This is a genomic window from Micromonospora sp. CPCC 206060 (genome assembly GCF_036906895.1).
In the GTDB taxonomy this organism is placed as follows: domain Bacteria; phylum Actinomycetota; class Actinomycetes; order Mycobacteriales; family Micromonosporaceae; genus Micromonospora.
The window spans coordinates 1-20616 of record NZ_JBAKHU010000013.1 but is presented as its reverse complement, the minus strand read 5'-3'; the positions used below and the strand labels follow the sequence as shown (position 1 = coordinate 20616).

The following is a 20616-nucleotide window of genomic DNA, read 5'->3' as shown; positions in this document are numbered from 1 at the left end:
CCCTTCTTAACACCCCGGCGCCGGTTACCGCAGCAGGGCGTTCAGTTCCGGGTAGTCCATCCCGTCGCGGAGCGTGTCGTACGAGCCGGACCCGAGTAGTTCCCCGGCGGCCCGCCGGACCAGTCCGTACGCCGCCTCGGCGAGAGCCGATCCGGCGCTGATCCGGGCCACACCCAGCGCCCCCAGCTCGGCGACGGTCGGTGCCCCCGGCCCGGCGAGCACGTTGAGTGGTGCGTCGATCCCGGCGACCAGGGCGGTGAGCACCGCCGGATCGAGCACACCCGGCACGAAGATCCCGTCCGCCCCGGCGGCGAGGTAGGCCGCCGCCCGGTCCAGGGTCTCCGCCAGCCGGTTCTCCGGGTCACCGACGTTCCGCAGGTAGACATCGACCCGGGCATTGATGAACAGGGGTACCCCGGCAGCGTCGGCGGCCCGGCGGGCGGCCCCGATCCGGGCGGCCTGCTCGGCGACCGGGCGCAGCGATGCCGGACCGTCGTGCCAGGCGTCCTCCAGGTTCACCCCGACCGCCCCGGCGGCGAGTACGCCCCGGATGGTTTCGGCCACGCCGTCCGGGTCGGTGCCGAAGCCACTCTCGATGTCGGCGGTGACCGGGACGTCGACGGCGGCGACGGTCCGGGCGACGAGGTCGACGGCCCGGTCCCGACCCAACGCGTCGCCGTCCGGTGCGCCGAGACTCCAGGCCACCCCGGCGCTGGTGGTGGCGATGGCCCGGGCGCCGGCGGCCTCGATGATCCGGGCGCTGGCGACGTCCCAGGCGTTGGGCAGGACGAGGGGTCCCGGGCCGCGGTGCAGGCCGTGCAGCAGGCGGGCCCGGTCAACTGTGGTGGTCATGCTGACAGTTGATCACCCTTGGCAGCCATCCGGCGCGCGGTTATCGGACATCACCGCCACCGGAGGCCGCCGCCGGACGGGATGTGCGGCGGCTACGGCAGCGCGGTGACTGCGGTGGCGTACTCGACACCGGTGGCGAGCGCGGCGTGGATGAGCACGGTGAGCTGGGCGCGGGTCGCCCCGAACGCCAGGTCGGTGGTGACGTCGCCGGCCAGCACCAGCTCGCCGTCACCGCTCTGGTGCACGTACGCCTTCGGCAGCAGCCGGTCGTGGTTCCAGGCGTTGCAGAACTCGTACGCCTCGGTGAGCCGGTCGCCGGACAGCCGCCGGCCGGCGACGATCCGGATGTGCAGGATCTCGTCCCGCTCACCGGTCAGCTCGAACTGGACGACCGCATCGCCCCACCGGCCACCGACGGTGCCGTCGGCGTCCACCCGGTACACGTCGCCCCGGCGGTCGAGCACGGCGGTGATCGCGGTGACGCTCAGCGGTACCGGAACGTCGTCCACCCGGCCGGTGGGTGCCGTCCCCGCCGCCCCCGCCTTTCCGGACGACCCCGCCGCCCTCGCCTCCCCGGACGCCCCGGCCGGCTCGTCGTCGCCGTCGAGATCCTCCTCGTCCGGTAGCCGCTGCGGGCCGGTCAGTGGCGTCTCGGCCAGCCAGGCCGCGACCCGGCCGGACTGGTGACCGGTGCCGTTGCGCGCGTCGAACCGGCCGGCCAGGTCCCGGGCGGTGGCGTGCAGCTCGGCGCCGAGCGCGGTGACGGTCAGCTCGGCGGCGGCCCGTTCGCCGTACCCCGGCCGGGCGACCAGCCACCGGCCCAGCCCGGCCTCCTCGGCCAGCCGGCAGACCAGGGCCCCGGCGGTGGCGAACTCCATCGCGGACAGTTCGTCGTACGGCTGGTCCAGCCGGCCCAGCTGTTCGCCGAGGATGTCCAGGCCCCGGATGTGGTCACCGGTCAGGGCACAGAACCGCAGGTGCGTCGCGAGGTGCGGGAAGGCGTTGCGTTCCCGACGGTGCCGGCGGTACGCCCGGACGTGGGCCCGGCCGGCCTCCTCAACCCGCCCCAGCCGCAGGTACGGCAGGACCAGCGCGACCAGGGTGCGTTCCGGCTGGTCGGGGCAGCGATGCGGGTCGACCGGCGCCGCCTCGGCGGTCTGCGCCGCCACGCTCCACAGCCCCCAACCGGCCAGCAGCTCCACCTGGTGTGCGGTGGCGCAGCCGGGGCAGCCGGTGTCGTCGTCCGGGGTCCCGGCCCGCCACCGGTCGAGCCAGTGCCGGGCGGCCGGCTCGTCGCCGAGGTGGTCGGCGATCCGGCAGCGCAGTTCGTGCACGACGGCCAGGCTGCGCTGCTGGTCCCGGAGCCGGTTCTCCAGATCGTCGAGGAGCGTGCCGCTCTGGGCCAGCCCCACCCGGCTGCTGCCGGTGAAGGCGGCCACGGTACGGCGGTGGTGGTGGCGCAGCAGCGCCCGGTCCTCGTCGTCGAAGCGGGCCGGGCCGGTGCCGTCCCGGTCGGCTTCGGCGTCGGCGTCCAGGATGGCCAGGCAGTTGACGAGCGGTTCCCGAAGTCGCCACCAGGCACCGTGGTGGGTGTACGCGTCGAGCAGGGCGCACCGGGCGTCGAAGCCGAGCCGTACGTCCCCGGCGGCGTCGGCGTCCGCGGCGATCCGTTCCAGCTCGACGAACTTCTCGTCGCCGTCGGGCAGGTCCCGGGCCTGCGCCAGTTCCGCCGCCAACCGGTCCGGCCGTTCGGTGCCGGTCACCGGGCCGACTTCCAGGTGGCGACGGCGGCGGCCAGTTGGCAGCCGGTGGCGATGCCGCGTTCGAGCAACTGGTCGAGCTGGTGGGTGGTGACGCCGCGTTCCAGGTCGGCGATGACTTCACCGCACACCCGGGCGGTGCCGTGGTCGTCGACGTGGACGAACGCCTTGGGCCACAGCCGGTCGTGGTTCCAGGCGTTGCAGTGGGCGTAGAGCGTCGGGACGTCCTCGATCGGGAAGCTGGTCGCTGCGGTGGTACGCACCTGGAGCAGTTCCCCCTGCGGGCCGAGCCGGAAGAAGTAGATGACGTGGTCGTCCCAGCGACCGACCAGGTCACCGTCGCTGTCGGTGTGGAAGGTGTATCCCCGGCTGGTCAGCACGGTGGCGATCAGCTCGTTGGTCAACGGGAGCAGGGTGTGCGGGTGGCCGCCGACGGGCCCGTCCGGGAGGTCCTGGAAGCCCGGGGGTGCCATGCAAGTCCCTTCTGCGGCGATTGTCGCAACTGGCTGTGGTAAATACCACGCTCCAGGGTGGAGCACGTGCTGCGGCACGCGGACACGACCCGCAAAAGCGGCGGTTACCCGGGTCGCGCCGTTACGGTGACTCTATGGCGGGCCGTACCTCTCAGGCGAGCCGGCGACGCGGCGCGTCGCCGCGTGGTGCCGCGACCGGTCGTGCCCGGCAACCGGCGAAGAAGGCCGCCCCGGCAGCGCGGCGCAAACCTGCGAAGCCGGCCCGGCCGAGCCCGGCGGTCTACGTCGGACGCGCGCTGGGTGCGGTGTGGATGGGCGTGGCGCACGGGGTCGGCTGGGCGGTGCGCGCCGCCGGCCGGCAGGCCGCCTCGGCCCGCGAGCTGGACCCCGAGCACCGGCGGGACGGCGCCGGTCTGCTCCTGCTCGGGTTGGCCATCCTCAGCGCGGTGGCGGTCTGGTTCTCCGGTGCCGGCCCGGTCGGTGCCCGGCTGGCCGACACGATCCGGCTCTTCCTCGGTGCGATCGCCGCCGTACTGCCGCTGCTGCTGCTGATCGGCGCGGTCCGGCTGATGCGGGAGCCGGGCGACCCGGCCCACCGGGGGCGGGGACTGGTCGGCTGGACGTCCATGCTGGTGGCCACCGCGTCGCTGCTGCACATCGGGCAGGATCCGGTGGACAACGCGCAACGGGACTATGCCGGTGGCCTGGTCGGTGCCGGTGTCGGTGACCTGCTCCAGGGGGCGTTCACCGCCTGGGTCGCGGTGCCGCTGCTGCTCCTGCTGCTGGTGTTCGGCCTGCTGGTGGTGACCGCCACCCCGATCAACAAGATCCCCGAGCGGCTGGGCCTGCTCGCCGGGGTGATCGTGCCCGGTGCCGCCGGCACCGGCTCCGCCGGCACCGGCTCCGCCGGCACCGGCTCCGCCGGCACCGGCTCCGCCGACGCGGCGGCCACCGAGGCGGAGGAGGCCAAACCGGCCCGGACCCGCCGCAGCCCGGCGAAGCGGCGGCCGGCGCCGTCGGAGCCGATCGACCCCGACGAGCCGGACGGGTACGACGGCGGCCCCGACATGCAGGACACCATCGCGCTGCCCCGCAAACCGGGGACGAAGGTGCCCGCCGCCCGCCGGGTCGTCGAGCCGCCGGAGCACTCCGCGGCACCGACCCGTGCGGAGCAGCTCGCCATCACCGGCCTGTCCGGCGACTACACCCTGCCCCCGGCCAACCTGCTCCGCTCCGGTGCCGCACCGAAGAGCCGCAGCAAGGCCAACGACGAGGTGATCGGCGCCCTCGCCGGGGTCTTCGACCAGTTCGACGTGGACGCCGCGGTGACCGGGTTCACCCGGGGCCCGACGGTCACCCGGTACGAGGTCGAGCTGGGGCACGGGGTGAAGGTCGAGCGGATCACCCAGCTCTCCCGCAACATCGCGTACGCGGTGAAGTCACCGGACGTCCGGATCCTCAGCCCGATCCCGGGCAAGAGCGCGGTCGGGGTGGAGATCCCCAACACCGACCCGGAGAACGTCGCCCTCGGGGACGTGCTCCGCTCCCGGGCGGCCACCACCGACCTCCACCCGATGCTGGCCGCCCTCGGCAAGGACATCGAGGGCGGCTACGTGGTGGCCAACCTGGCGAAGATGCCGCACATCCTGATCGCCGGGGCCACCGGTGCCGGCAAGTCGTCCTGCCTGAACTCGCTGCTGGTCTCGATCCTGACCCGGGCCACCCCGGACGAGGTACGGCTGCTGCTGATCGACCCGAAGCGGGTCGAGATGACCGGGTACGAGGGCATCCCGCATCTGGTCACCCCGATCGTGACCAACCCGAAGAAGGCCGCCGACTCGCTGGAGTGGGTGGTCCGCGAGATGGACATGCGCTACGACGACCTCGCCGCCAACGGGGTCCGGCACATCGACGACTACAACCGCAAGGTCCGCAACGGCGAGATCAAGGCGCCGCCGGGCAGCGAGCGCGAGATCCGTCCGTACCCGTATTTGCTGGTCATCGTGGACGAGTTGGCGGACCTGATGATGGTCGCGCCCCGCGACGTGGAGGACTCGGTCGTCCGGATCACCCAGCTCGCCCGGGCCGCCGGCATCCACCTCGTCCTGGCCACCCAGCGCCCCTCGGTGGACGTGGTCACCGGTCTGATCAAGGCGAACGTGCCGTCCCGACTGGCGTTCGCCACCTCCTCGCTGGCCGATTCCCGGGTCATCCTGGACCAGCCGGGCGCGGAAAAGTTGCTCGGTCGCGGTGACGGCCTCTTCCTGCCGATGGGTGCCTCGAAGCCGGTCCGGATCCAGGGCGCCTGGGTCACCGAGGCCGAGATCGCCGACGTGGTGAAGTTCTGCAAGAACCAGCGGGAGCCGGAGTTCCGTTCGGACGTGCTCGCCCCCGCCCAGGACAGCAAGAAGAAGATCGACGAGGACATCGGCGACGACCTGGACCTGCTGGTGCAGGCGGTCGAGTTGGTGGTGACCTCGCAGTTCGGGTCCACCTCGATGCTGCAACGCAAGCTGCGGGTCGGTTTCGCGAAGGCGGGTCGGCTGATGGACCTGATGGAGACCCGGGGGATCGTCGGTCCCTCCGAGGGTTCCAAGGCGCGGGACGTACTGGTCAAGCCGGATGAACTGGACGAGGCGCTGGCCGGTCTGCGGGGCGAGGAATGATCTTGCGGCACCTACCCGGTGCGGGGATCATCCCGGCATGACCGCACCGTCCCCGAGGAACGTCACCGCTGCGCACGAGCGGGAGATGCTGGAGTCGTTCGTCGACTTCTACCGTGACGAGCTCAAGGAGACCCTCACCGGGGTCTCCGAGGCCGATGCCCGGCGCCGGCTGGTGCCGTCACTGACCACCCTGATCGGGCTGGTGAAGCACAACTGCGCGGTCGAGCGGAACTGGTTCCAGCACCGGCTGCTGGGCATTCCCAGGGACCAGATCGACGGGTTGGCCAGCGCCGACGACCGCAGCTGGGCCGTCCGGGACGACGAGACCGTCGCCGACGTGCTCGCCGAGTACGACGCCGCCTGTGCGGTGTCCCGGCGCAACGCGGCGCGCTACCCCCTGGACCATGTGGTGCCGCACGAGCGGCTCGGCGACCTGTCCCTGCGTTGGATCTACGCGCACATGATCCAGGAACTGGCCCGGCACGCCGGGCACGCCGACATCCTCCGCGAGCAGATCGAGGCGGCCAACGTCGTCGTCGGGTCGGACTGAACCCCGCTTCACCCCGACCGTCCTCGCCGATCATGGAGTTGTGGTGCCCCGCAAAGTTCGCCTAACGGGGTGAATCAACCACCACAACTCCATGATCCACAGGTCGGCACGCAACTGCGCCCGGGGCGGACGGTCAGTGGAAGACCTTGAGCCCGACCACGCCGGCCACCACCAGCAGCAGGCACACCACCCGGGGTGCGGTCGCCGGCTCGTCGAGGGCCACCATGCCGACCAGGGCGGTGCCGACCGCACCGATGCCCACCCAGACGGCGTACCCGGTGCCGATCGGGATGCTCCGCAGCGCCCAGGCCAGCCCCGCCATGCTGAGCAGCAGGGCGACCACGAAGACGACCGAGGGCAGTGGCCGGCTGAACCCGGCGCTGCGACCCAGCGCGATCGCCCAGACCGTCTCCAGGACGCCGGAGAGCACCAGCACCACCCAGGCCATCGACGCCTCCTCTTCCGGCCCGCCACGTGTCCGCGAAGGTAGCACCGGACCGGGTCGTCCCGGGCCGGTCACCGGCCACCATCCACGCCGGCAGCCCCGCCTGGAGCAGGTCGCCCGACAGGTTGGTGGGCAACGTCACCGGGTACTTGACCTGAAGTCGGCTTCAACTCCGAAGATTGGTCCCCATGACTGTGCTGCTGCGCGATGACGAGATCCGGGACCGGCTGGACGCCCCCACCACGGTCGCCGCGATGCGGGCCGCTCTGCTCGCCGCCCGGTCCGGCCGACTTGTCGCCCCGCCCCGGGCCGCCGCGTCCCTGGCCGGTGGACGGATGGTGCTCACCGCCGGCCAGCTCACCGACGAGTGGTACGGCTTCCGGTCGTACGACACCTTCGGGCACCCGGCCGGTGAGCAGGTCGTCGTGTTGCACGACGCAACGACCGGCGAGGTCCGGGCGGTCGCGGTCGGTGCCGAGATCGGGTCCCGGCGGACCGGTGGACTGGGTGCGGTGGCGGTCGACGCGCTCGCCCGGCCGGACGCCGCCACGGTCGGGCTGGTCGGTGCCGGTGGGCAGGCGTGGGCCCAGCTCTGGGCGATCACCGCGGTCCGGCCGGTACGCGAGGTCACCGTGTTCAGCCCGACCCGGAGCCGACGGGAAGCGTTCGCCGCCCGGGCCCGTACCGAGCTGGGGCTCGCGGTCCGAGCGGTCGGCAGCGCGCCCGAGGCGGTCCGGGACCGGGCCGTCGTGGTGCTCGCCACGACCAGTGTCACCCCCGTCGTCTGCGCCGCCGACCTGGCCCCGGGTACCCACGTCAACCTGGTCGGCTTCAAGCAGCGCAACCGGTCGGAGTTCGGTCGGGACCTGCTCGACACCGCCGACGTGTTGGTCACCGACAGCCGACCGCAGGCGTTCGCCTACGACCCGCCGCTGCTCGCCGCCGATCCGCCGTACGCCGAACGGCTGGTCGAGCTGGGTGCGGTGCTGGCCGGCGCGGTCCCCGGGCGGACCGGGCCGGAGCAGCTGACCGTCTTCTGCTCGGTCGGCCTGGCCGGTACCGAGGTGCTGCTCCTCGCCGAGCTGGCCCGGGCGGGCGTGCCCGGCAGGTGAGCCCGGGACGGTCGGGCCGATGACCCCGGCCCGGGTGCACGCCGGCCCGGGTGCACGCCGGCCCGGGTGCACGCCGGCCCGGGTACGTACGCCGTCTCCGGCCCTGTCGGACCGGCCCGGTACCCTCGGATGGTGTCTGCCACCTCCCCTTCCGCTGCGGACGGCCGTCGGGTCGCGCTGCTCACCCTCGGTTGTGCCCGTAACGAGGTCGACTCGGAGGAGCTGGCTGCCCGGCTGCACGCCGACGGCTGGCAGGTGACCACCGACGGCGAGGGCGCCGACGTGGTCCTCGTCAACACCTGCGGCTTCGTCGAAAAGGCCAAGCAGGACTCCATCCAGACCCTGCTGGCCGCCGCCGACACCGGCGCCAAGGTCGTCGCGGCCGGTTGCATGGCCGAGCGGTACGGCCGGGAACTGGCCGACAGCCTCCCCGAGGCGCAGGCGGTGCTCGGCTTCGACGACTACCCGCAGATCGGTGCCCGGCTCGACGCGGTACTCGCCGGTGAGCGGATCGACGCGCACACTCCCCGGGACCGGCGGGAGCTGCTCCCGCTGACCCCGGTCTCCCGGCGGGACAGCGCAGTCGTGCTGCCCGGGCACGGCACCCCGCAGCAGCCCACCACCGACGAGCACACCCCGGCCCACCTGCGCCGGGTGCTGCGCCGCCGGCTGGATTCCGGTCCGGTGGCCTCGCTGAAGCTGGCCAGTGGCTGCGACCGGCGCTGCGCGTTCTGCGCCATCCCGGCATTCCGGGGCGCCTTCGTCTCCCGCACGCCGGACGAGCTGCTCGCCGAGGCCGAGTGGCTGGCCAGGAGCGGCGTCCGCGAGCTGGTCCTGGTCAGCGAGAATTCCACCTCCTACGGCAAGGACCTGGGCGACCCGCGTCTGCTGGAGAAGCTGCTGCCGCAGCTCGCGGCGGTCGACGGCATCGTCCGGGTCCGGGCCAGCTACCTCCAGCCCGCCGAGACCCGGCCCGGCCTGATCGAGGCGATCGCCACCACGCCCGGGGTCGCGCCCTACTTCGACCTGTCGTTCCAGCACTCCAGCGAGCCGGTGCTGCGCCGGATGCGCCGGTTCGGCTCGACCACCCGGTTCCTGGAACTACTCACCGCCGCCCGGGAGTTGGCGCCCGAGGCCGGGGCCCGGAGCAACTTCATCGTCGGGTTCCCCGGCGAGACCCGGGCCGACGTCGACGAGCTGGTCCGCTTCCTGACCGCCGCCCGGCTGGACGCGATCGGCATGTTCGACTACAGCGACGAGGACGGCACCGAGGCCGCCGACCTGCCCGGCAAGGTCTCCGCCGCCACGATCAAGCGCCGGTACGACCGGCTCAGCGCGCTCGCCGACGAGCTCTGCTCGCAGCGGGCCGAGGAGCGGCTCGGTACGACCGTGGAGGTGCTGGTCGACTCGGTCGACGACGGGACGGTCGAGGGCCGGGCCGCCCACCAGGCACCCGAGGTGGACGGGTCGACCACGCTGGTTGCGCCACCGACCGGTGGAGTGGACCTGTCGGCACTGCGCCCCGGTGACCTGGTCCGCGCCACGGTCACCGGTACCGAAGGCGTCGACCTGATTGCCGTACCGGACGAGATGATCTCTGCGGCGCCCAGCGGAACGAGGTGACGCCGGTGGCCGAGGCAACCGACTCGACGCCGGCTGCCGTGGTCGCCCCGGTGCCGGTGCTCAATGCCGCCAACGCGCTGACCGCCCTGCGTTTGGCGCTGGTACCGGTCTTCGTGGCGCTCGTCGTGGCCTCCGAGATGGTCCATTCGGGTTGGCGGATCATCGCCTGTCTGACCTTTGCGTTCGCCTCGGTCACCGATCTGGTGGACGGCTGGATCGCCCGGCGGTTCGCGCTGGTCACCTCGTTCGGCAAGGTGGCCGACCCGATCGCCGACAAGGCGCTGACCGGCGCCGCCCTGGTGCTGCTCTCCTGGTACGGCCAGCTGCCCTGGTGGGTGACCGGCCTGATCCTGGTCCGGGAGTGGGGGGTGACGCTGATCCGGTTCTGGGTCATCCGGTACGGAGTGATCCCGGCCAGCCGTGGGGGTAAGGCCAAAACGGCGCTGCAGATCCTCGCGATCGTCTGGTACCTCTGGCCGGTCCCGGCCGGCCTGGTCGCGGTCGGTCCCTGGATCATGGCGGCGGCGCTCCTGGTCACGCTGGCGACCGGCCTGGACTACGTGGTGCAGGCGGTACGCCTCCGCCGGGGCGTCGGCTAGCCCGTCGGCAACGGGAAGCAGCGGGAGGCAATGGGAGGGTGGGCATGGAGCACGACGCGAACGGGGCGCACCCGGTGGGCAGTCCGGCTGCGGCGGTGGTGCACAGCCTCGCCGAGCGGCGGGAGACCCTCGCGGCGGTCGAGTCGCTCACCGGTGGCCTGCTCGCTGCCGCGATCGTCGAGGTGGCCGGGGTGAGCAGCGTGTTCCGCGGCGGCCTGGTGGTGTACGCCACCGAGTTGAAGTCCGGGCTGGCCGGGGTACCGGCGGAGCTGCTCGCCGAGCGGGGCCCGGTCGACCCGGAGGTGGCGGCGGCGCTCGCCGAGGGGGGACGGGACCGCTGCGGTGCCGACTGGTGCCTGGCAACCACCGGGGTGGCCGGTCCGGAACCGCAGGGTGGCAAGCCGGTGGGCCTGGTTTTCATCGCGGCTGCCGGACCGACCGGTACCACGGTTCGGGAACTGGACCTCGACGGAGGGCGGGAGTTCATCCGCTCGGCGACGGTGACCGAGGCGCTGCGGATGCTGGCCGACCGCATCCATGAGGCACCCCGGGCCGGGGTGGGACAGCGGTGAGTGGCGGACGGACTACTGTTTCCCGTATCCGGTGGGATGTCACCGGGGCCGCCAGCGGGTACGGTTGCGGGAAGGCACCGGCGAGGTCCCGGCGCCGGAGGCGGATCGCCTCCCGACGTCGGTGACCCGTGCCGGGCAGAGTCCCGTCAGGGGAGGTGCGATGATCCTGCTACGCCGATTGATCGGTGACGCACTGCGGGCGCGCCGGCAGGGTCAGCACCGGACCCTGCGGGAGGTCTCCTCCGCCGCGAACGTCAGTCTCGGCTACCTCTCGGAGATCGAGCGAGGTCAGAAGGAGGCGTCCAGCGAGCTGCTGGCCGCGATCTGTGACGCGCTCGGGGCCCGACTCTCCGAGTTGCTGCGCGAGGTGAGCGACACGGTCGCCCTGGCCGAGCAACTGCCCGGGGTGCTGGTGCCGGTGCCCGAGCAGTCGACCGAGTCGGGCCGTACCGAGCCGGCCACCCGGGTCACCGCGGCCCGGGGCGACCGGACGGTCCGTCCGGTCGGTGCCAGTGGGGTACGGCAGGTGGCAATCGACGGAAAGGTCTCTGTCGCGGTCCGGCAGGATTCTCCACTCAAGGCGACGCTCCGCACGACCCGCCGGGTGCGTCCCGCCGACAAGCACCGCGACGTGGTCTGCGCGGCCTGATCCGACCCTGTGGGTCCGGTCCCGAACCGGGCGACCACCGGTGGTCCGGTCCCGGAATCTGGACAGCCGCCGGATGGCCTGGCCGCCGGCCCGGTGCTGATCTCCGGACGGTCGTCGGGCGGGTCCGACGGGTGGGTGAGATCCGCTTCCGGTCGGTCTTCGGCAGGTGACCCGAACCTGCCCGGGCCGGCCGGCCCCACCGCAGCGGCCCGGCCGTTCGCCGCTGTCGGGCGGCTCCGTGGCCCGGGCACCGGTCGGCGCGTAGGGTTGATCCACGGGTGACGCGGTGGCGCCGGCCCCGGTTGCGGGTGGCGCCGTGGGTGGCGCCCGGCTGGGACGATGGAGACATGGTCGTGCGGCCGGCCCTGCGGGTCCGCCGGCACGGTCACGGCGGAGCACGCAACTAGGGAGATACCGCGAAGATGGCGAACCCTCTCATCAAGGGCTGGCGTTACCTGATGGCGCTCTTCGGCGCCCGGTTGGATGAGCACGCGGATCCCAAGGTACAGATCCAGCAGGCCATCGAGGAGGCCCAGCGGCAGCACCAGGCACTGGTCCAGCAGGCGGCGGCGGTCATCGGCAACCAGCGTCAGCTGGAGATGAAGCTCTCCCGCCAGATGTCCGAGGTCGAGCGGCTCCAGGCGATGGCGCGGCAGGCCCTCGTGCTGGCCGACCGGTCCCGCGCCGAGGGCGACGAGGACAAGGCGGTGGGCTACGAGCAGTCCGCCCAGACCCTGGCCACCCAGCTCGTCTCGGCCGAGCAGGCCGCCGAGGACCTCAAGACCCTGCACGACCAGGCGCTGGGTGCCGCAGCCCAGGCCCGGAAGGCAGTGGAGAACAACTCGATGATCCTCCAGCAGAAGCTCGCCGAGCGGACCAAGCTGCTCAGCCAGCTTGAGCAGGCCAAGATGCAGGAGAAGGTGGCCGCCTCGCTGGAGTCGATGTCGGCCCTGGCCGCCCCGGCGAACACCCCCTCGCTCGACGAGGTGCGGGAGAAGATCGAGCGGCGGTACGCGACCGCGATGGGCCGGGCCGAGCTGGCCGGCAACTCGGTCGAGGGCCGGATGTTGGAGATCCAGAAGGCCAGCCTCGACTCGGCGGGTTCGTCCCGGCTGGAGCAGATCCGGTCGAGCATGGCCGGCGAGAAGCTGGCCGGGACGCCGGAGCGCCCGGCGGTGGAGCGGGCCGTGTCCGCCGACCCGGCCGCCGCCGCCCGGCTGGACGAGATCCGGGCCAGCCTGTCCCAGAACCGGTCGACCGGCGATCCCAACGCCGCCGGCTGACCGGCGGTAGAGCAGTGGAGGGGTGAGGAGCATGGCGGACGAACGGGCCCGTTACTTCCGGCGGCTGGGCCGGCTGCGCCGGTCGGCCCGGCGGTGGAGCGTGGCCGCTGGCGGTCTCGGTGGCGCCACCGCGATCCTCACCCCGTACGCCGGTCTCGGGCTGCCCGATGCGGCCTGGGCCGGTGCGGCCGGTGGTTCCGTGGTACTGGCGCTGTGGCGCTGGCTGGACCTGCGGGCCCTCGCCGCCCGGCCGGCGCCGCCGGAGCTGACCCCGGCCGAGGCGGCGGCCCGCTCCCGGGCCCGGATCCTCGCCACCGTGGAACGGCTCCCCGCCGGTCCCGGGCTGCTCGCCGAGGTACGCCGGCAGCGGGCCCGGCTGGCGTTGCGCGGCTCGTCGGCGGCCGGCCCGTGGGCCCGGCTGGACCGGGCCGCGCTCACCCTGGCCGGGATGGCATCCCGGCTCAGCGGTCCGGCCGAGCCGGTGGTGCAGGAGGCGGCGGAGGCCGACCACTCGCTGCGTGACCTGGCCTACCGGGTGGCCAGTGTGGAACGGGCGCTGCGGCTGGCCCCGGCCGACGGCCGGACGGAGTTGGCCGGGGCGCACCGCGAGCTGGTCGCGCAGTTGGAGAACGGGGTCGCCGCGTACGAGGCGCTGGTGGTCGCTGCCGCCGGTTACCTGGCTGAGGAGAGCCGGCCGGCCGGCGCGCACCCGGCTGCCGCCAGGTTGACCGAGGCCACCGACCTGCTGCACGGGGTGGCCGCCGCGCTGGCCGAGTTCCGCGCGGTCGGTGACCCGACCCGGACCTCGGCCACCGCGTACGGCCCCCGTTAGCGCCCGTCCGCCACCCCGTCGCGAGACGGCCGGCCGGGTCAGGCCGGCTCGCCACGGGGTAAGACGGCCGGGCCGGTCAGGCCGGCTGGAACGACTGCCGGACCACCCCGCCGACCAGCGCGCACCAGGTACTCGTGCCGACCTTGCCGTTGGTGTCGAGCCCGTGCAGTTCCTGGAGGTCCTGCAGAGCCTTCTTCGTCGGGTGGTCGTAGACGCCGGTGATGGCCACGTCGGCGTACCCCTTGACGTTGAGGATGTACTGCACCGCGCTGACCGGCAGGCCGGTCGCCTCCCTGTCCAGTTCCGGGGCAAGGGTCTCCCAGGTGGGCGCGGTGAGGGTGGCGTCGATGTCCACCGGGATGCCGTTGCGGGCCTGCCAGTCCTGCACGGCGGCGACGGTGGCCGCGTCGAAGGCGCCGGTGACCGTCACCGGGTAACCCCGGAAGGCGAGCAGGTACTGGGCGACCCGCACCACCGGCCCACCCACGAACCGCCAGATGTCCGGCCAGCGGCGGGCCGGCACGTCGGCGAGGTCGGTGCCGAGCGCGGCGAAGACCTGGCGCCGCAGCGCGGGGAACAGTCGGTAGAACGCCGCGCCGGGGCAGAGCGTGGCCCGGAAGTCCCAGTGGCCGAAGATGTCGTGTGCGTGCAGCCCGTACTGCTGGCAGATGGTGGTGCTGAGCCGGACCAGGGAGTCGAGCAGTGTCTGCGGCGGCGTCTCGGTGACGTAGGTGCCCTCGTTCTCGATGCCGATGGCCCGGCCGTTCTCGCCGGGGCAGTGCGCGGAGACCATCTGGCGTTCGCCCTCGGTGAGGGTCGCCAGACTGCCGCGTCGTCCCTCCAGCACGTACCCGCCCCGGCTGACGGTGAAGTGCTGCCCGGTGTCCGACCAGCCGTTACCGTCCATGTGCAGGTTCTGGCAGGTCCTGGCCAGGTTGATTGCCTGTGCCTCGGAGAGGTCCGGGGTGTTCGGGAAGGCCATGTGGTGCAGGATGATCTTGTTGGTCGGGATGGCGCTGGTCGCCAACGGCGCCGCTGGCGGGCGGGCGCCCCACTCGTCGCAGCTGATGATCCAGTCGAGGTCCGGGGTGGACGCGGCGTACGCGGCGGCCGGGCGTGCGAGTTCGGTGCCGACCACCGCGATCGCAGCGGCGCCGAGACCGGCCCGCAGCAGCGTCCGGCGGTCCAGTTCGGGGTGATCGAAGATCATGGACTCTCCTCTGTGGCCGCAGACCGGCCCGGGGGTGTGTGGAAGCTCCACGGGGATGTAAAGAAGCGCCACTGCCTGCGCGTGCATCGGAGAATATTGCCAAGCCGGGCGTACGCGCTAGAGGTCCGCCCGCCACCCGTGTTGTCGATCATGGAGTTGTGGTGGGTGACAAAAGCCGCGTACCGGTGTCTATTCCCCACCACAAGTCCATGATCGACGGGCGTGGGGTGTCAGGGCGGGGGTGGTCAGGCCGGGGTGGTCACGGCGACCGGACTACTGAAGGCGGAGGTGCCGACGACGTTGAAGGCGCGGATCCGGTAGTGGTAGGTGCACCCCCGGGCCAGACCGGTGTTGTGGAAACCCCGCCCGGTCACGGTGAACGTCACCACGCCCCGGCTGAACCGCCCATCGGCGGCACGCTGCACCACGAAACCACCTCCCGCGCCCGGCAGGTCGGCGGACCAGCCCAGGTGGACCGTGGCGCTGTCCGGCACCGGACCGTGCCCGGTCGCGGTGAGGCCGGTCGGTACCTGCGGAACGGCCGGGGTGACCACTGCCGACACGTTGGACCAGGGCGACGCCGCGCCCAGATACGTGGTACGGACCCGGTAGTAGTAGGTGGTGTCCGGAGCGACCGTGCCGTCCGGGTACCGGTCGGTGACGCCGAGCGTGGTCGTACCCGGCCCGCTGGTGAAGGTCGGATTGGTGGCCCGCTGCACCTCCACTCCGGTGGCGAACGAGCGGTTCGTCCAGTGCAGGGCCACCCGCAGCGGTGCCACCGGCGGCACCACCGAGGTCAACCCGCTCGGCGGGGACAACTCGGCGACCGCGCACACGCTGTTCGACCAGGCCGAGTAGCCGGCCCTGGTCTCCGCCCGGACCCGGTAGTGGTACGCCACCCCGGGGACGACCGTCGGGTCCGGGTACCGGGCCGTACCCGGGGCCAGCCGGACGGTGGTCAGATCGGCGCTGAACCCGGCGTCGGTGGCCCGTTGCAGGAGCAACCCGGTCGCCGCCGGACGGTCCCCGCTCCGGCTGCCGGTCCAGGTCAGCATGATCGCCGGCAGGGCGGTGGGGGAGCCGGGAGCCGGGGTACCGGTGAGTCCGGTCGGCGCCGGCGGGGTGACCCGCAGCACCAGTGGACGGCTGGCGTCACCACCCCGGTGTCCGGTGGGCCCGACCTGCCAGCGGTACTCCCAACCGAGGTTCGCCAGCCGGTTCCCGGCCCCCGGCGGGACCGCCGCGTCCGGCGGCCGGGTCGGGTCGGGCAGCCGTACGCTGTCGCCGAGCCGGAACGGCAGGAGCGGTGGCGCCGGGCGCAGGGCGACCACCACGTCCTGCTGCGGATCGACCCGGACCGCCTGCTTCCAGCCCAACTCGTTGCCGTCCGGTGGGCGGATCAGGCCGTCCCGGCCCACCCGGTTGACCACCTGCACGTCGAACGGGAAGTGCAGCACCTCGGTCTGCCGGCCGTACGGGCTGATCCGCCACAACTGGGTACCGTCGTCCGCGCTGCCGACCGGCACCCCCGGCCCGGTAGGGTGCAGCACCTCGGTGGCCGGATCGTGCGCCCCCAACGGCAACACCGGGGCGTACCGGCCGGCGCCCGGCAGTGCCACGCCGAGCCGGCCGGCGACCCGCCCGTGTCCGGCCTCGAAACCGGTCAGCACCGCCTTGCCGGCCAGCGGCAGGGTCACCGGGGTGGCTGCCCCGGCCGGGGTGAAGGTGACGGCGGTGGCGTGCGCCGGGACATACGTGTCGACCGGCGTGACCGTGCCGAACGCCCGGTCGTACGCCGGCTGCGGCACGATCGGCGGGAGCTGGCCGGCCGCGTACGCCGCCGGCAGCCGCTCGGCGAGGGTCTCCAGGTCGAACGGGGCGGTCGGGGTACCCGCCACCCGGAACTGGAGCAGGGTCCGGGTGTTCGGGCCGTACCCCGCCATGGTGGGTGGGGCGCCGCCGGTGCCGGTGAGATCCGGTCCACCGGTGTAGTGGTCGTACCGGGGATCGAAACCGGGCAGCGGGGCCGGCGCGTCGTTGTAGAGGATCAGGTTCGTTCCCGGCGGCACCGACGAGAAGTCGATGACCACGTCGGCACGCTCGCCCGGGGCGAGCAGCAGCGTGAACCGCGTCGCGTTGAGCACGGTCGCCTCGCGCCGGTCGTACCCGAAGTCGACGGGCTGGCTGACCAGGGTGACCGGCGCGGGGAGCAGACCCCCCTCCGAGCCGATCTGGATCATCGCCGGTCCCCGGGCCGCCGGGTCCGGCACCCCACCGGCCCGGCCGTCGGTCGGCCACCCGGCCGGCCGTCCGGCTGCCGGCACCGCCCCGACCATCGGCACCTCCCCGGCACCGGCGTCGCCCAGGGCGCCGTCCGGCTGCCACATCGGACCGTCCGAGGCAGCCCGGTAGAGCTGGAGGTTCAGGTACCGGTCGGCGCAGGCGTTCAGGATCCGGAACCGGTACGCGGTGGGCCGGACCGTCAGGTACGGGTACGCGACCCCGTTGACCAGGGGAGTGTCGCCGAACACCATCGGCGCGGCCGACGGGTGCGGGGTGCCCGGCGCCAACGGCGGCTCGTCCGAGCCGGCCACCGGGTCGTGGTGCGGGTTGGGTACCGGCAGGTGCTCCGGCCCGCCCGGTTGGTGGCTGCCGCCCGGCTCCGGCGCGCACCACGGGCCGTAGTCCCAGCGGCCCACCGGGTTGCGGCCGTCCGACCGGTACGGGTTCTGGTTCGGCAGGTACACGTGCGGATACCAGATCGATCCTGTGCTGCCCCACCGGTCCCGGTCCCAGACCGGATCCTCGACGGCGAGCTGGGAGTCGTCCGGTACGAACGTCTTGTCCTCGATGACCAGCGGAATCTGGGTCGCCGGCAGCACCCCGTCGGCGACCAGCCGCCGCTCGGCCGGATCATCCAGCAGGTACAGCCCCAACTGGCCGGAGTGGACGGTGAGCCGGGCCAGGCCGAGAGTGTTGTCGTGGAACCACATCAGCCGGGCGCTCTGCTCGTTCGGGTGGTAGAGCGTCACCGCACCCGGGCCGGGCGTCGGCATGTCCGGCACGGTCGCGTACCCCGGCCCGACCGGGTACGGGGTGACCTCCCCGGCCGGGGTCAACCACTGGGTCGGCAGCCCGGCGCTGATCCAGCCGGTGGCGGAGCCGGCCAGGTGCAGCACCGCCCGGTTCTGCGGGTACCGGGCCGGCGCGGGCAACGGACCCGGCCCGGCACCGGGAAGGGTCTCGTCGACCGGGAGGAACAGCTCCCCGGCCCGCCCGACGGGGAGCTGGTTGACGAACCTGATCCGGACCGGCCGGCCCCGGTGCGCCACGATCACCGGACCACAGTGGTACGGCCGTTCCGGCGGGCGGACGGTGTTGTGCCCGTCGGTGTCGGTACCCATGTTGAGCTGCCGGTACCCGCGCAGCCGGGTGGCCGGCAGGTCCCGGTGCAGCCGCTGGCGGTACTCGCACAGCCCGATCTCGTAGTAGTCGCACCCGGGGTAGCTGGTGGTGTCCGGGACCGCGACCGGCAGCCGGTTGCCGGGTCCGTCGCGGACGTCCCGGGTGGGCAGGGGCAGCGTGTCGACGAACTTCCGGATGCCGGTGCCGGGGACGACCCGGCCATGGCCGTCCAGCCGTGGCCGGGGGCTGTACGCGACGTACGGCACCGGCCCGAAGTAGCCCGGCACGGCGGACGGGTCCAGGGCGGTGGCCCGGCCCGGCCGGTCCGGTCCGGGCTGTTCCGGCTGCCCGTCACCGGTCCGGGCCGCCGGTACGAGGTCGGCGCGGGCCGTCCGGGCCATTCGGATGTTCAGCAGCTTGCGCAAGATTGCCATGGCACTCCCCGGGATGCGGGGGCACGACCGGCCGGGCGTCGTCGCCACCGGAGGTCGACCCGACAGCGCTCGCTGACCACGGGTGAGCGCCTGATAGCAGCATGCGATGCCCGGATAGAGGTTAGGAACTACCCAATCGTCCTATTTTGCTCACCGGTCCCGCCTGGCGGATCAGGTTGGCAGGTCGGGCACCAGTAGGTGATCCGTTCACCCTGCTCGGCCTTGCGGATCGCCGTACCGCACCGCCGGCAGGGCTGCGCCCGCCGCCCGTAGACGTAGCTGGTCTGCCCCCGGTGCAGCGAGCCGGTGGTGCTCTGGGTCCACCGGCCCCGGTTCGCCGCGAGCAGTCGCTGACCCAGGCTGACCAGGCCGGGCAGGTCGGGTACCGCACCCACCGGGGTCCACGGCGACACTCCCCGCAGGAAGAGCAGCTCGCACTTGTAGAGGTTGCCGACTCCGGCCAGGTTGGTCTGGTCCAGCAGCGCCTCGGCGATGCTCCGGTCCGGATCGCGGCGGATCCGGCGGACCGCCTCGTCGACGTCCCAGTCCGGGCCGAGCAGGTCCGGCCCCAGCCCGCCGACCAGGGCATCCTCCTCGGCGGTGGGGACCAGTGCCAGCTCGTGCAGGTGGTAGCCGACGGCCACCGCGTCGGCCGTGCGCAGCACCACCCAGATCAGGTGGGCCGGTCGGGCCGCCCACCGCTCATCCGGGGCGTAGGCGCGCCAGGCACCCTCCATTCGCAGATGCGAGTGCAGGGTACGCGGAGCAGCGCCGTCCGGGCCGGTCAGGCGCAGCAACAGGTGCTTGCCCCGGCTCACCGACCCGACCACGGTGGCGCCGGTCAGGTCGGTGGTGGCCAGTTGCGGTACCCGGAAGTCCGAGCCGGTCAGGCGGGCGCCGGCCAGCGCGCGGTGCAGGACGCGGGCGGTGTTCCAGACGGTGTCGCCTTCGGGCACGGTCCCATCCTGGCTCAGGGCTGCTCGTCCGGCCGGGCCGGTCGGACCAGATCCTGGTAGCGGGGATGGCTCGCCCCGTAGATGGCGAAGTTGAGCCGGGCGTGGGAGAGGCTCAGGTCGCCGTTGGGGCCGCCGCGTACCACGTCGGCGTCGGCGTCGCTCTGGCCGTCGTCGGTCCAGAAGCAGACCGGGCAGGTGCCGCAGCCGGTACGGAAGCCACAGCAGGGACAGGCAGCGGTGTCCATCGAGTGCGCGCCCACGTCGGAGAGCATTTCACAGATACCTACCGCGCGACACGGGCAGGCTACCCTCAGTCCATCGTGTCGTCCGGGTGGTCTCCCACGGTCGACCGGTACAGCCGCAACCGGTCACCCACCATGACGGCCAACAGGTCGGCGGCCCGGCCACCGTTGACCGCGAGCGCCACCCGGCCCGCCGAGTCCACGTGTGCCACCAGCTCGCCTGGGGGTACGTCGCCGAAGGTGCCGCCCCGTCGGGCGGTGCGATCCCCCGCTGGTGACCCGCCGGCCCGCGCCACCCGGATCGTGCCGCCGAACCGGTCGAGGGTCGAGCCGGCGAGCGCGAGCTGAACGTTGCCGAAGTGGTCGACGGTCGCCACCGGCGCCTCGACCCAGTCGTCGGCGATCCGGACCAACGGTTCGGGCAGGCGTACCAGGGCGGCCGGGTCGAGCGCCGTCCCGGCCTGCGCCAGCGGCGCACCCGACGCCAGCCGCGCGGCTACCGGGGCGAACACGTCCCGACCGTGGAACGTCCGGGACACCTGCGGCGCCAGCCAGTCCGGGTTGGTCAGGTCGACCGCGTCGGTCACCCCACCGAGGGCGTCCGCCGCCGGGAGCAGCAGCCCGTTGTCCGGCCCGACCAGCAGGCCACCGGGCGTGCGGAGCGCGACGCCCCGCCGGTCGGTACCCACCCCGGGGTCGACCACCGCCGCATGGACGGCTGGTGGCAGGTGGCCGACCGTCTGGGCCAGCACCTCGGCCCCCCGCGATACGTCACCGGGCGGTACCAGGTGGGTGATGTCGATGACCCGTGCGGTCGGCGTCAGCCGGACGATCACTCCGTGGCAGGCGGCCACGTACCCGTCGGAGAGGCCGTAGTCGGTGGTGAAGCTGATCCAGTCGTAACCGGTCATGGGTCGCAGGCTAGCCGGGGCGGGGTTGGCGGGCGGCGGGGG

General features: G+C 73.2%; 18 protein-coding genes. 9 read left to right on the top strand and 9 right to left on the bottom strand.

Annotated elements, in window-relative coordinates; all coding sequences use genetic code 11:
• Positions 1 to 24: 24 nt before the first annotated feature.
• The 3 genes from V6U90_RS11850 to V6U90_RS11840 all read right to left on the bottom strand — a co-directional run bounded on the left by V6U90_RS11850 (position 25) and on the right by V6U90_RS11840 (position 3085).
• Positions 25 to 852 (bottom strand): isocitrate lyase/PEP mutase family protein, encoded by an 828-nt coding sequence (locus tag V6U90_RS11850; protein ID WP_334434499.1) that lies wholly within the window; start codon positions 850 to 852, stop codon positions 25 to 27.
• A gap of 92 nt (positions 853 to 944) precedes the next feature.
• Positions 945 to 2615 (bottom strand): YbjN domain-containing protein, encoded by a 1671-nt coding sequence (locus V6U90_RS11845; RefSeq protein ID WP_334434497.1) that lies wholly within the window; start codon positions 2613 to 2615, stop codon positions 945 to 947.
• Entirely contained in the window at positions 2612 to 3085 is a 474-nt protein-coding gene (locus V6U90_RS11840; protein WP_334434495.1) for a YbjN domain-containing protein, read from the bottom strand. The genes V6U90_RS11845 and V6U90_RS11840 overlap by 4 nt, the downstream gene beginning before the upstream one ends.
• 134 nt (positions 3086 to 3219) lie before the next feature.
• Here V6U90_RS11840 and V6U90_RS11835 point away from each other — a divergent pair, with 134 nt between their 5' ends.
• The gene (locus V6U90_RS11835) at positions 3220 to 5751 is read left to right on the top strand and encodes a DNA translocase FtsK (protein WP_334434493.1); all 2532 of its coding nucleotides are present in this window, start codon (positions 3220 to 3222) and stop codon (positions 5749 to 5751) included.
• A 37-nt stretch (positions 5752 to 5788) separates the two neighbouring features.
• A complete protein-coding gene (locus V6U90_RS11830) occupies positions 5789 to 6301 on the top strand; it encodes a DinB family protein (RefSeq protein ID WP_334434491.1) in 513 nt (170 codons plus the stop codon).
• Between the two features lie 133 nt (positions 6302 to 6434).
• Here the strand turns inward: V6U90_RS11830 and V6U90_RS11825 are convergent, their stop codons facing one another.
• Positions 6435 to 6749, bottom strand: a complete 315-nt coding sequence (locus tag V6U90_RS11825; RefSeq protein ID WP_334434489.1) for a DMT family transporter — start codon at positions 6747 to 6749, stop codon at positions 6435 to 6437.
• 185 nt (positions 6750 to 6934) lie between these two features.
• Here V6U90_RS11825 and V6U90_RS11820 point away from each other — a divergent pair, with 185 nt between their 5' ends.
• From V6U90_RS11820 to pspM, 7 genes are all read left to right on the top strand, one after another.
• A complete protein-coding gene (locus V6U90_RS11820; protein ID WP_334434487.1) occupies positions 6935 to 7858 on the top strand; it encodes an ornithine cyclodeaminase family protein in 924 nt (307 codons plus the stop codon).
• 129 nt (positions 7859 to 7987) lie between these two features.
• Positions 7988 to 9481, top strand: a complete 1494-nt coding sequence (gene rimO / locus V6U90_RS11815) for a 30S ribosomal protein S12 methylthiotransferase RimO (protein ID WP_334434485.1) — start codon at positions 7988 to 7990, stop codon at positions 9479 to 9481.
• A 5-nt stretch (positions 9482 to 9486) separates the two neighbouring features.
• Positions 9487 to 10080, top strand: coding sequence for a CDP-diacylglycerol--glycerol-3-phosphate 3-phosphatidyltransferase (gene pgsA, locus V6U90_RS11810; RefSeq protein WP_334434483.1), 594 nt, complete (start codon positions 9487 to 9489; stop codon positions 10078 to 10080).
• Between the two features lie 44 nt (positions 10081 to 10124).
• Positions 10125 to 10652 carry a CinA family protein gene (locus tag V6U90_RS11805; protein WP_334434481.1) on the top strand — a complete coding sequence of 176 codons (528 nt, stop codon included), beginning with the start codon at positions 10125 to 10127 and terminating at the stop codon, positions 10650 to 10652.
• A gap of 160 nt (positions 10653 to 10812) precedes the next feature.
• The gene (locus V6U90_RS11800; protein WP_334434480.1) at positions 10813 to 11301 is read left to right on the top strand and encodes a helix-turn-helix domain-containing protein; all 489 of its coding nucleotides are present in this window, start codon (positions 10813 to 10815) and stop codon (positions 11299 to 11301) included.
• Positions 11302 to 11723: 422 nt separating this feature from the next.
• The gene (locus V6U90_RS11795; RefSeq protein WP_334434478.1) at positions 11724 to 12584 is read left to right on the top strand and encodes a PspA/IM30 family protein; all 861 of its coding nucleotides are present in this window, start codon (positions 11724 to 11726) and stop codon (positions 12582 to 12584) included.
• A 31-nt stretch (positions 12585 to 12615) separates the two neighbouring features.
• Positions 12616 to 13416 carry a phage shock envelope stress response protein PspM gene (gene pspM, locus V6U90_RS11790; RefSeq protein ID WP_334434476.1) on the top strand — a complete coding sequence of 267 codons (801 nt, stop codon included), beginning with the start codon at positions 12616 to 12618 and terminating at the stop codon, positions 13414 to 13416.
• A gap of 76 nt (positions 13417 to 13492) precedes the next feature.
• Here pspM and V6U90_RS11785 read toward each other — a convergent pair whose 3' ends face one another.
• The 5 genes from V6U90_RS11785 to V6U90_RS11765 all read right to left on the bottom strand — a co-directional run bounded on the left by V6U90_RS11785 (position 13493) and on the right by V6U90_RS11765 (position 20574).
• Positions 13493 to 14626: a peptidoglycan recognition protein family protein gene (locus V6U90_RS11785; protein ID WP_334434474.1), complete on the bottom strand. Its 1134-nt coding sequence runs from the start codon at positions 14624 to 14626 to the stop codon at positions 13493 to 13495.
• A 245-nt stretch (positions 14627 to 14871) separates the two neighbouring features.
• Positions 14872 to 18465, bottom strand: a complete 3594-nt coding sequence (locus tag V6U90_RS11780) for a hypothetical protein (RefSeq protein WP_334434472.1) — start codon at positions 18463 to 18465, stop codon at positions 14872 to 14874.
• A gap of 128 nt (positions 18466 to 18593) precedes the next feature.
• Positions 18594 to 19421, bottom strand: coding sequence for a DNA-formamidopyrimidine glycosylase family protein (locus V6U90_RS11775; protein WP_334434470.1), 828 nt, complete (start codon positions 19419 to 19421; stop codon positions 18594 to 18596).
• Positions 19422 to 19435: 14 nt separating this feature from the next.
• A complete protein-coding gene (locus V6U90_RS11770; RefSeq protein ID WP_334434469.1) occupies positions 19436 to 19693 on the bottom strand; it encodes a CPCC family cysteine-rich protein in 258 nt (85 codons plus the stop codon).
• A 38-nt stretch (positions 19694 to 19731) separates the two neighbouring features.
• On the bottom strand, positions 19732 to 20574 hold the full coding sequence (locus tag V6U90_RS11765; RefSeq protein WP_334434468.1) for an SAM hydrolase/SAM-dependent halogenase family protein: 843 nt from the start codon (positions 20572 to 20574) through the stop codon (positions 19732 to 19734).
• Between the last annotated feature and the right edge of the window lie 42 nt (positions 20575 to 20616).

What these genes read in the sequence shown, in the direction of transcription:
- V6U90_RS11850 (WP_334434499.1), bottom strand. Translation starts at nt 852, where the DNA reads ATGACCACCACAGTTGACCGGGCCCGCCTGCTGCACGGCCTGCACCGC.
- V6U90_RS11825 (WP_334434489.1), bottom strand. Translation starts at nt 6,749, where the DNA reads ATGGCCTGGGTGGTGCTGGTGCTCTCCGGCGTCCTGGAGACGGTCTGG.
- pspM (WP_334434476.1), top strand. Translation starts at nt 12,616, where the DNA reads ATGGCGGACGAACGGGCCCGTTACTTCCGGCGGCTGGGCCGGCTGCGC.
- V6U90_RS11820 (WP_334434487.1), top strand. Translation starts at nt 6,935, where the DNA reads ATGACTGTGCTGCTGCGCGATGACGAGATCCGGGACCGGCTGGACGCC.
- V6U90_RS11770 (WP_334434469.1), bottom strand. Translation starts at nt 19,693, where the DNA reads ATGCTCTCCGACGTGGGCGCGCACTCGATGGACACCGCTGCCTGTCCC.
- V6U90_RS11780 (WP_334434472.1), bottom strand. Translation starts at nt 18,465, where the DNA reads ATGGCAATCTTGCGCAAGCTGCTGAACATCCGAATGGCCCGGACGGCC.
- V6U90_RS11795 (WP_334434478.1), top strand. Translation starts at nt 11,724, where the DNA reads ATGGCGAACCCTCTCATCAAGGGCTGGCGTTACCTGATGGCGCTCTTC.
- V6U90_RS11805 (WP_334434481.1), top strand. Translation starts at nt 10,125, where the DNA reads ATGGAGCACGACGCGAACGGGGCGCACCCGGTGGGCAGTCCGGCTGCG.
- V6U90_RS11830 (WP_334434491.1), top strand. Translation starts at nt 5,789, where the DNA reads ATGACCGCACCGTCCCCGAGGAACGTCACCGCTGCGCACGAGCGGGAG.
- V6U90_RS11765 (WP_334434468.1), bottom strand. Translation starts at nt 20,574, where the DNA reads ATGACCGGTTACGACTGGATCAGCTTCACCACCGACTACGGCCTCTCC.
- V6U90_RS11835 (WP_334434493.1), top strand. Translation starts at nt 3,220, where the DNA reads ATGGCGGGCCGTACCTCTCAGGCGAGCCGGCGACGCGGCGCGTCGCCG.
- rimO (WP_334434485.1), top strand. Translation starts at nt 7,988, where the DNA reads ATGGTGTCTGCCACCTCCCCTTCCGCTGCGGACGGCCGTCGGGTCGCG.
- V6U90_RS11840 (WP_334434495.1), bottom strand. Translation starts at nt 3,085, where the DNA reads ATGGCACCCCCGGGCTTCCAGGACCTCCCGGACGGGCCCGTCGGCGGC.
- V6U90_RS11785 (WP_334434474.1), bottom strand. Translation starts at nt 14,626, where the DNA reads ATGATCTTCGATCACCCCGAACTGGACCGCCGGACGCTGCTGCGGGCC.
- V6U90_RS11800 (WP_334434480.1), top strand. Translation starts at nt 10,813, where the DNA reads ATGATCCTGCTACGCCGATTGATCGGTGACGCACTGCGGGCGCGCCGG.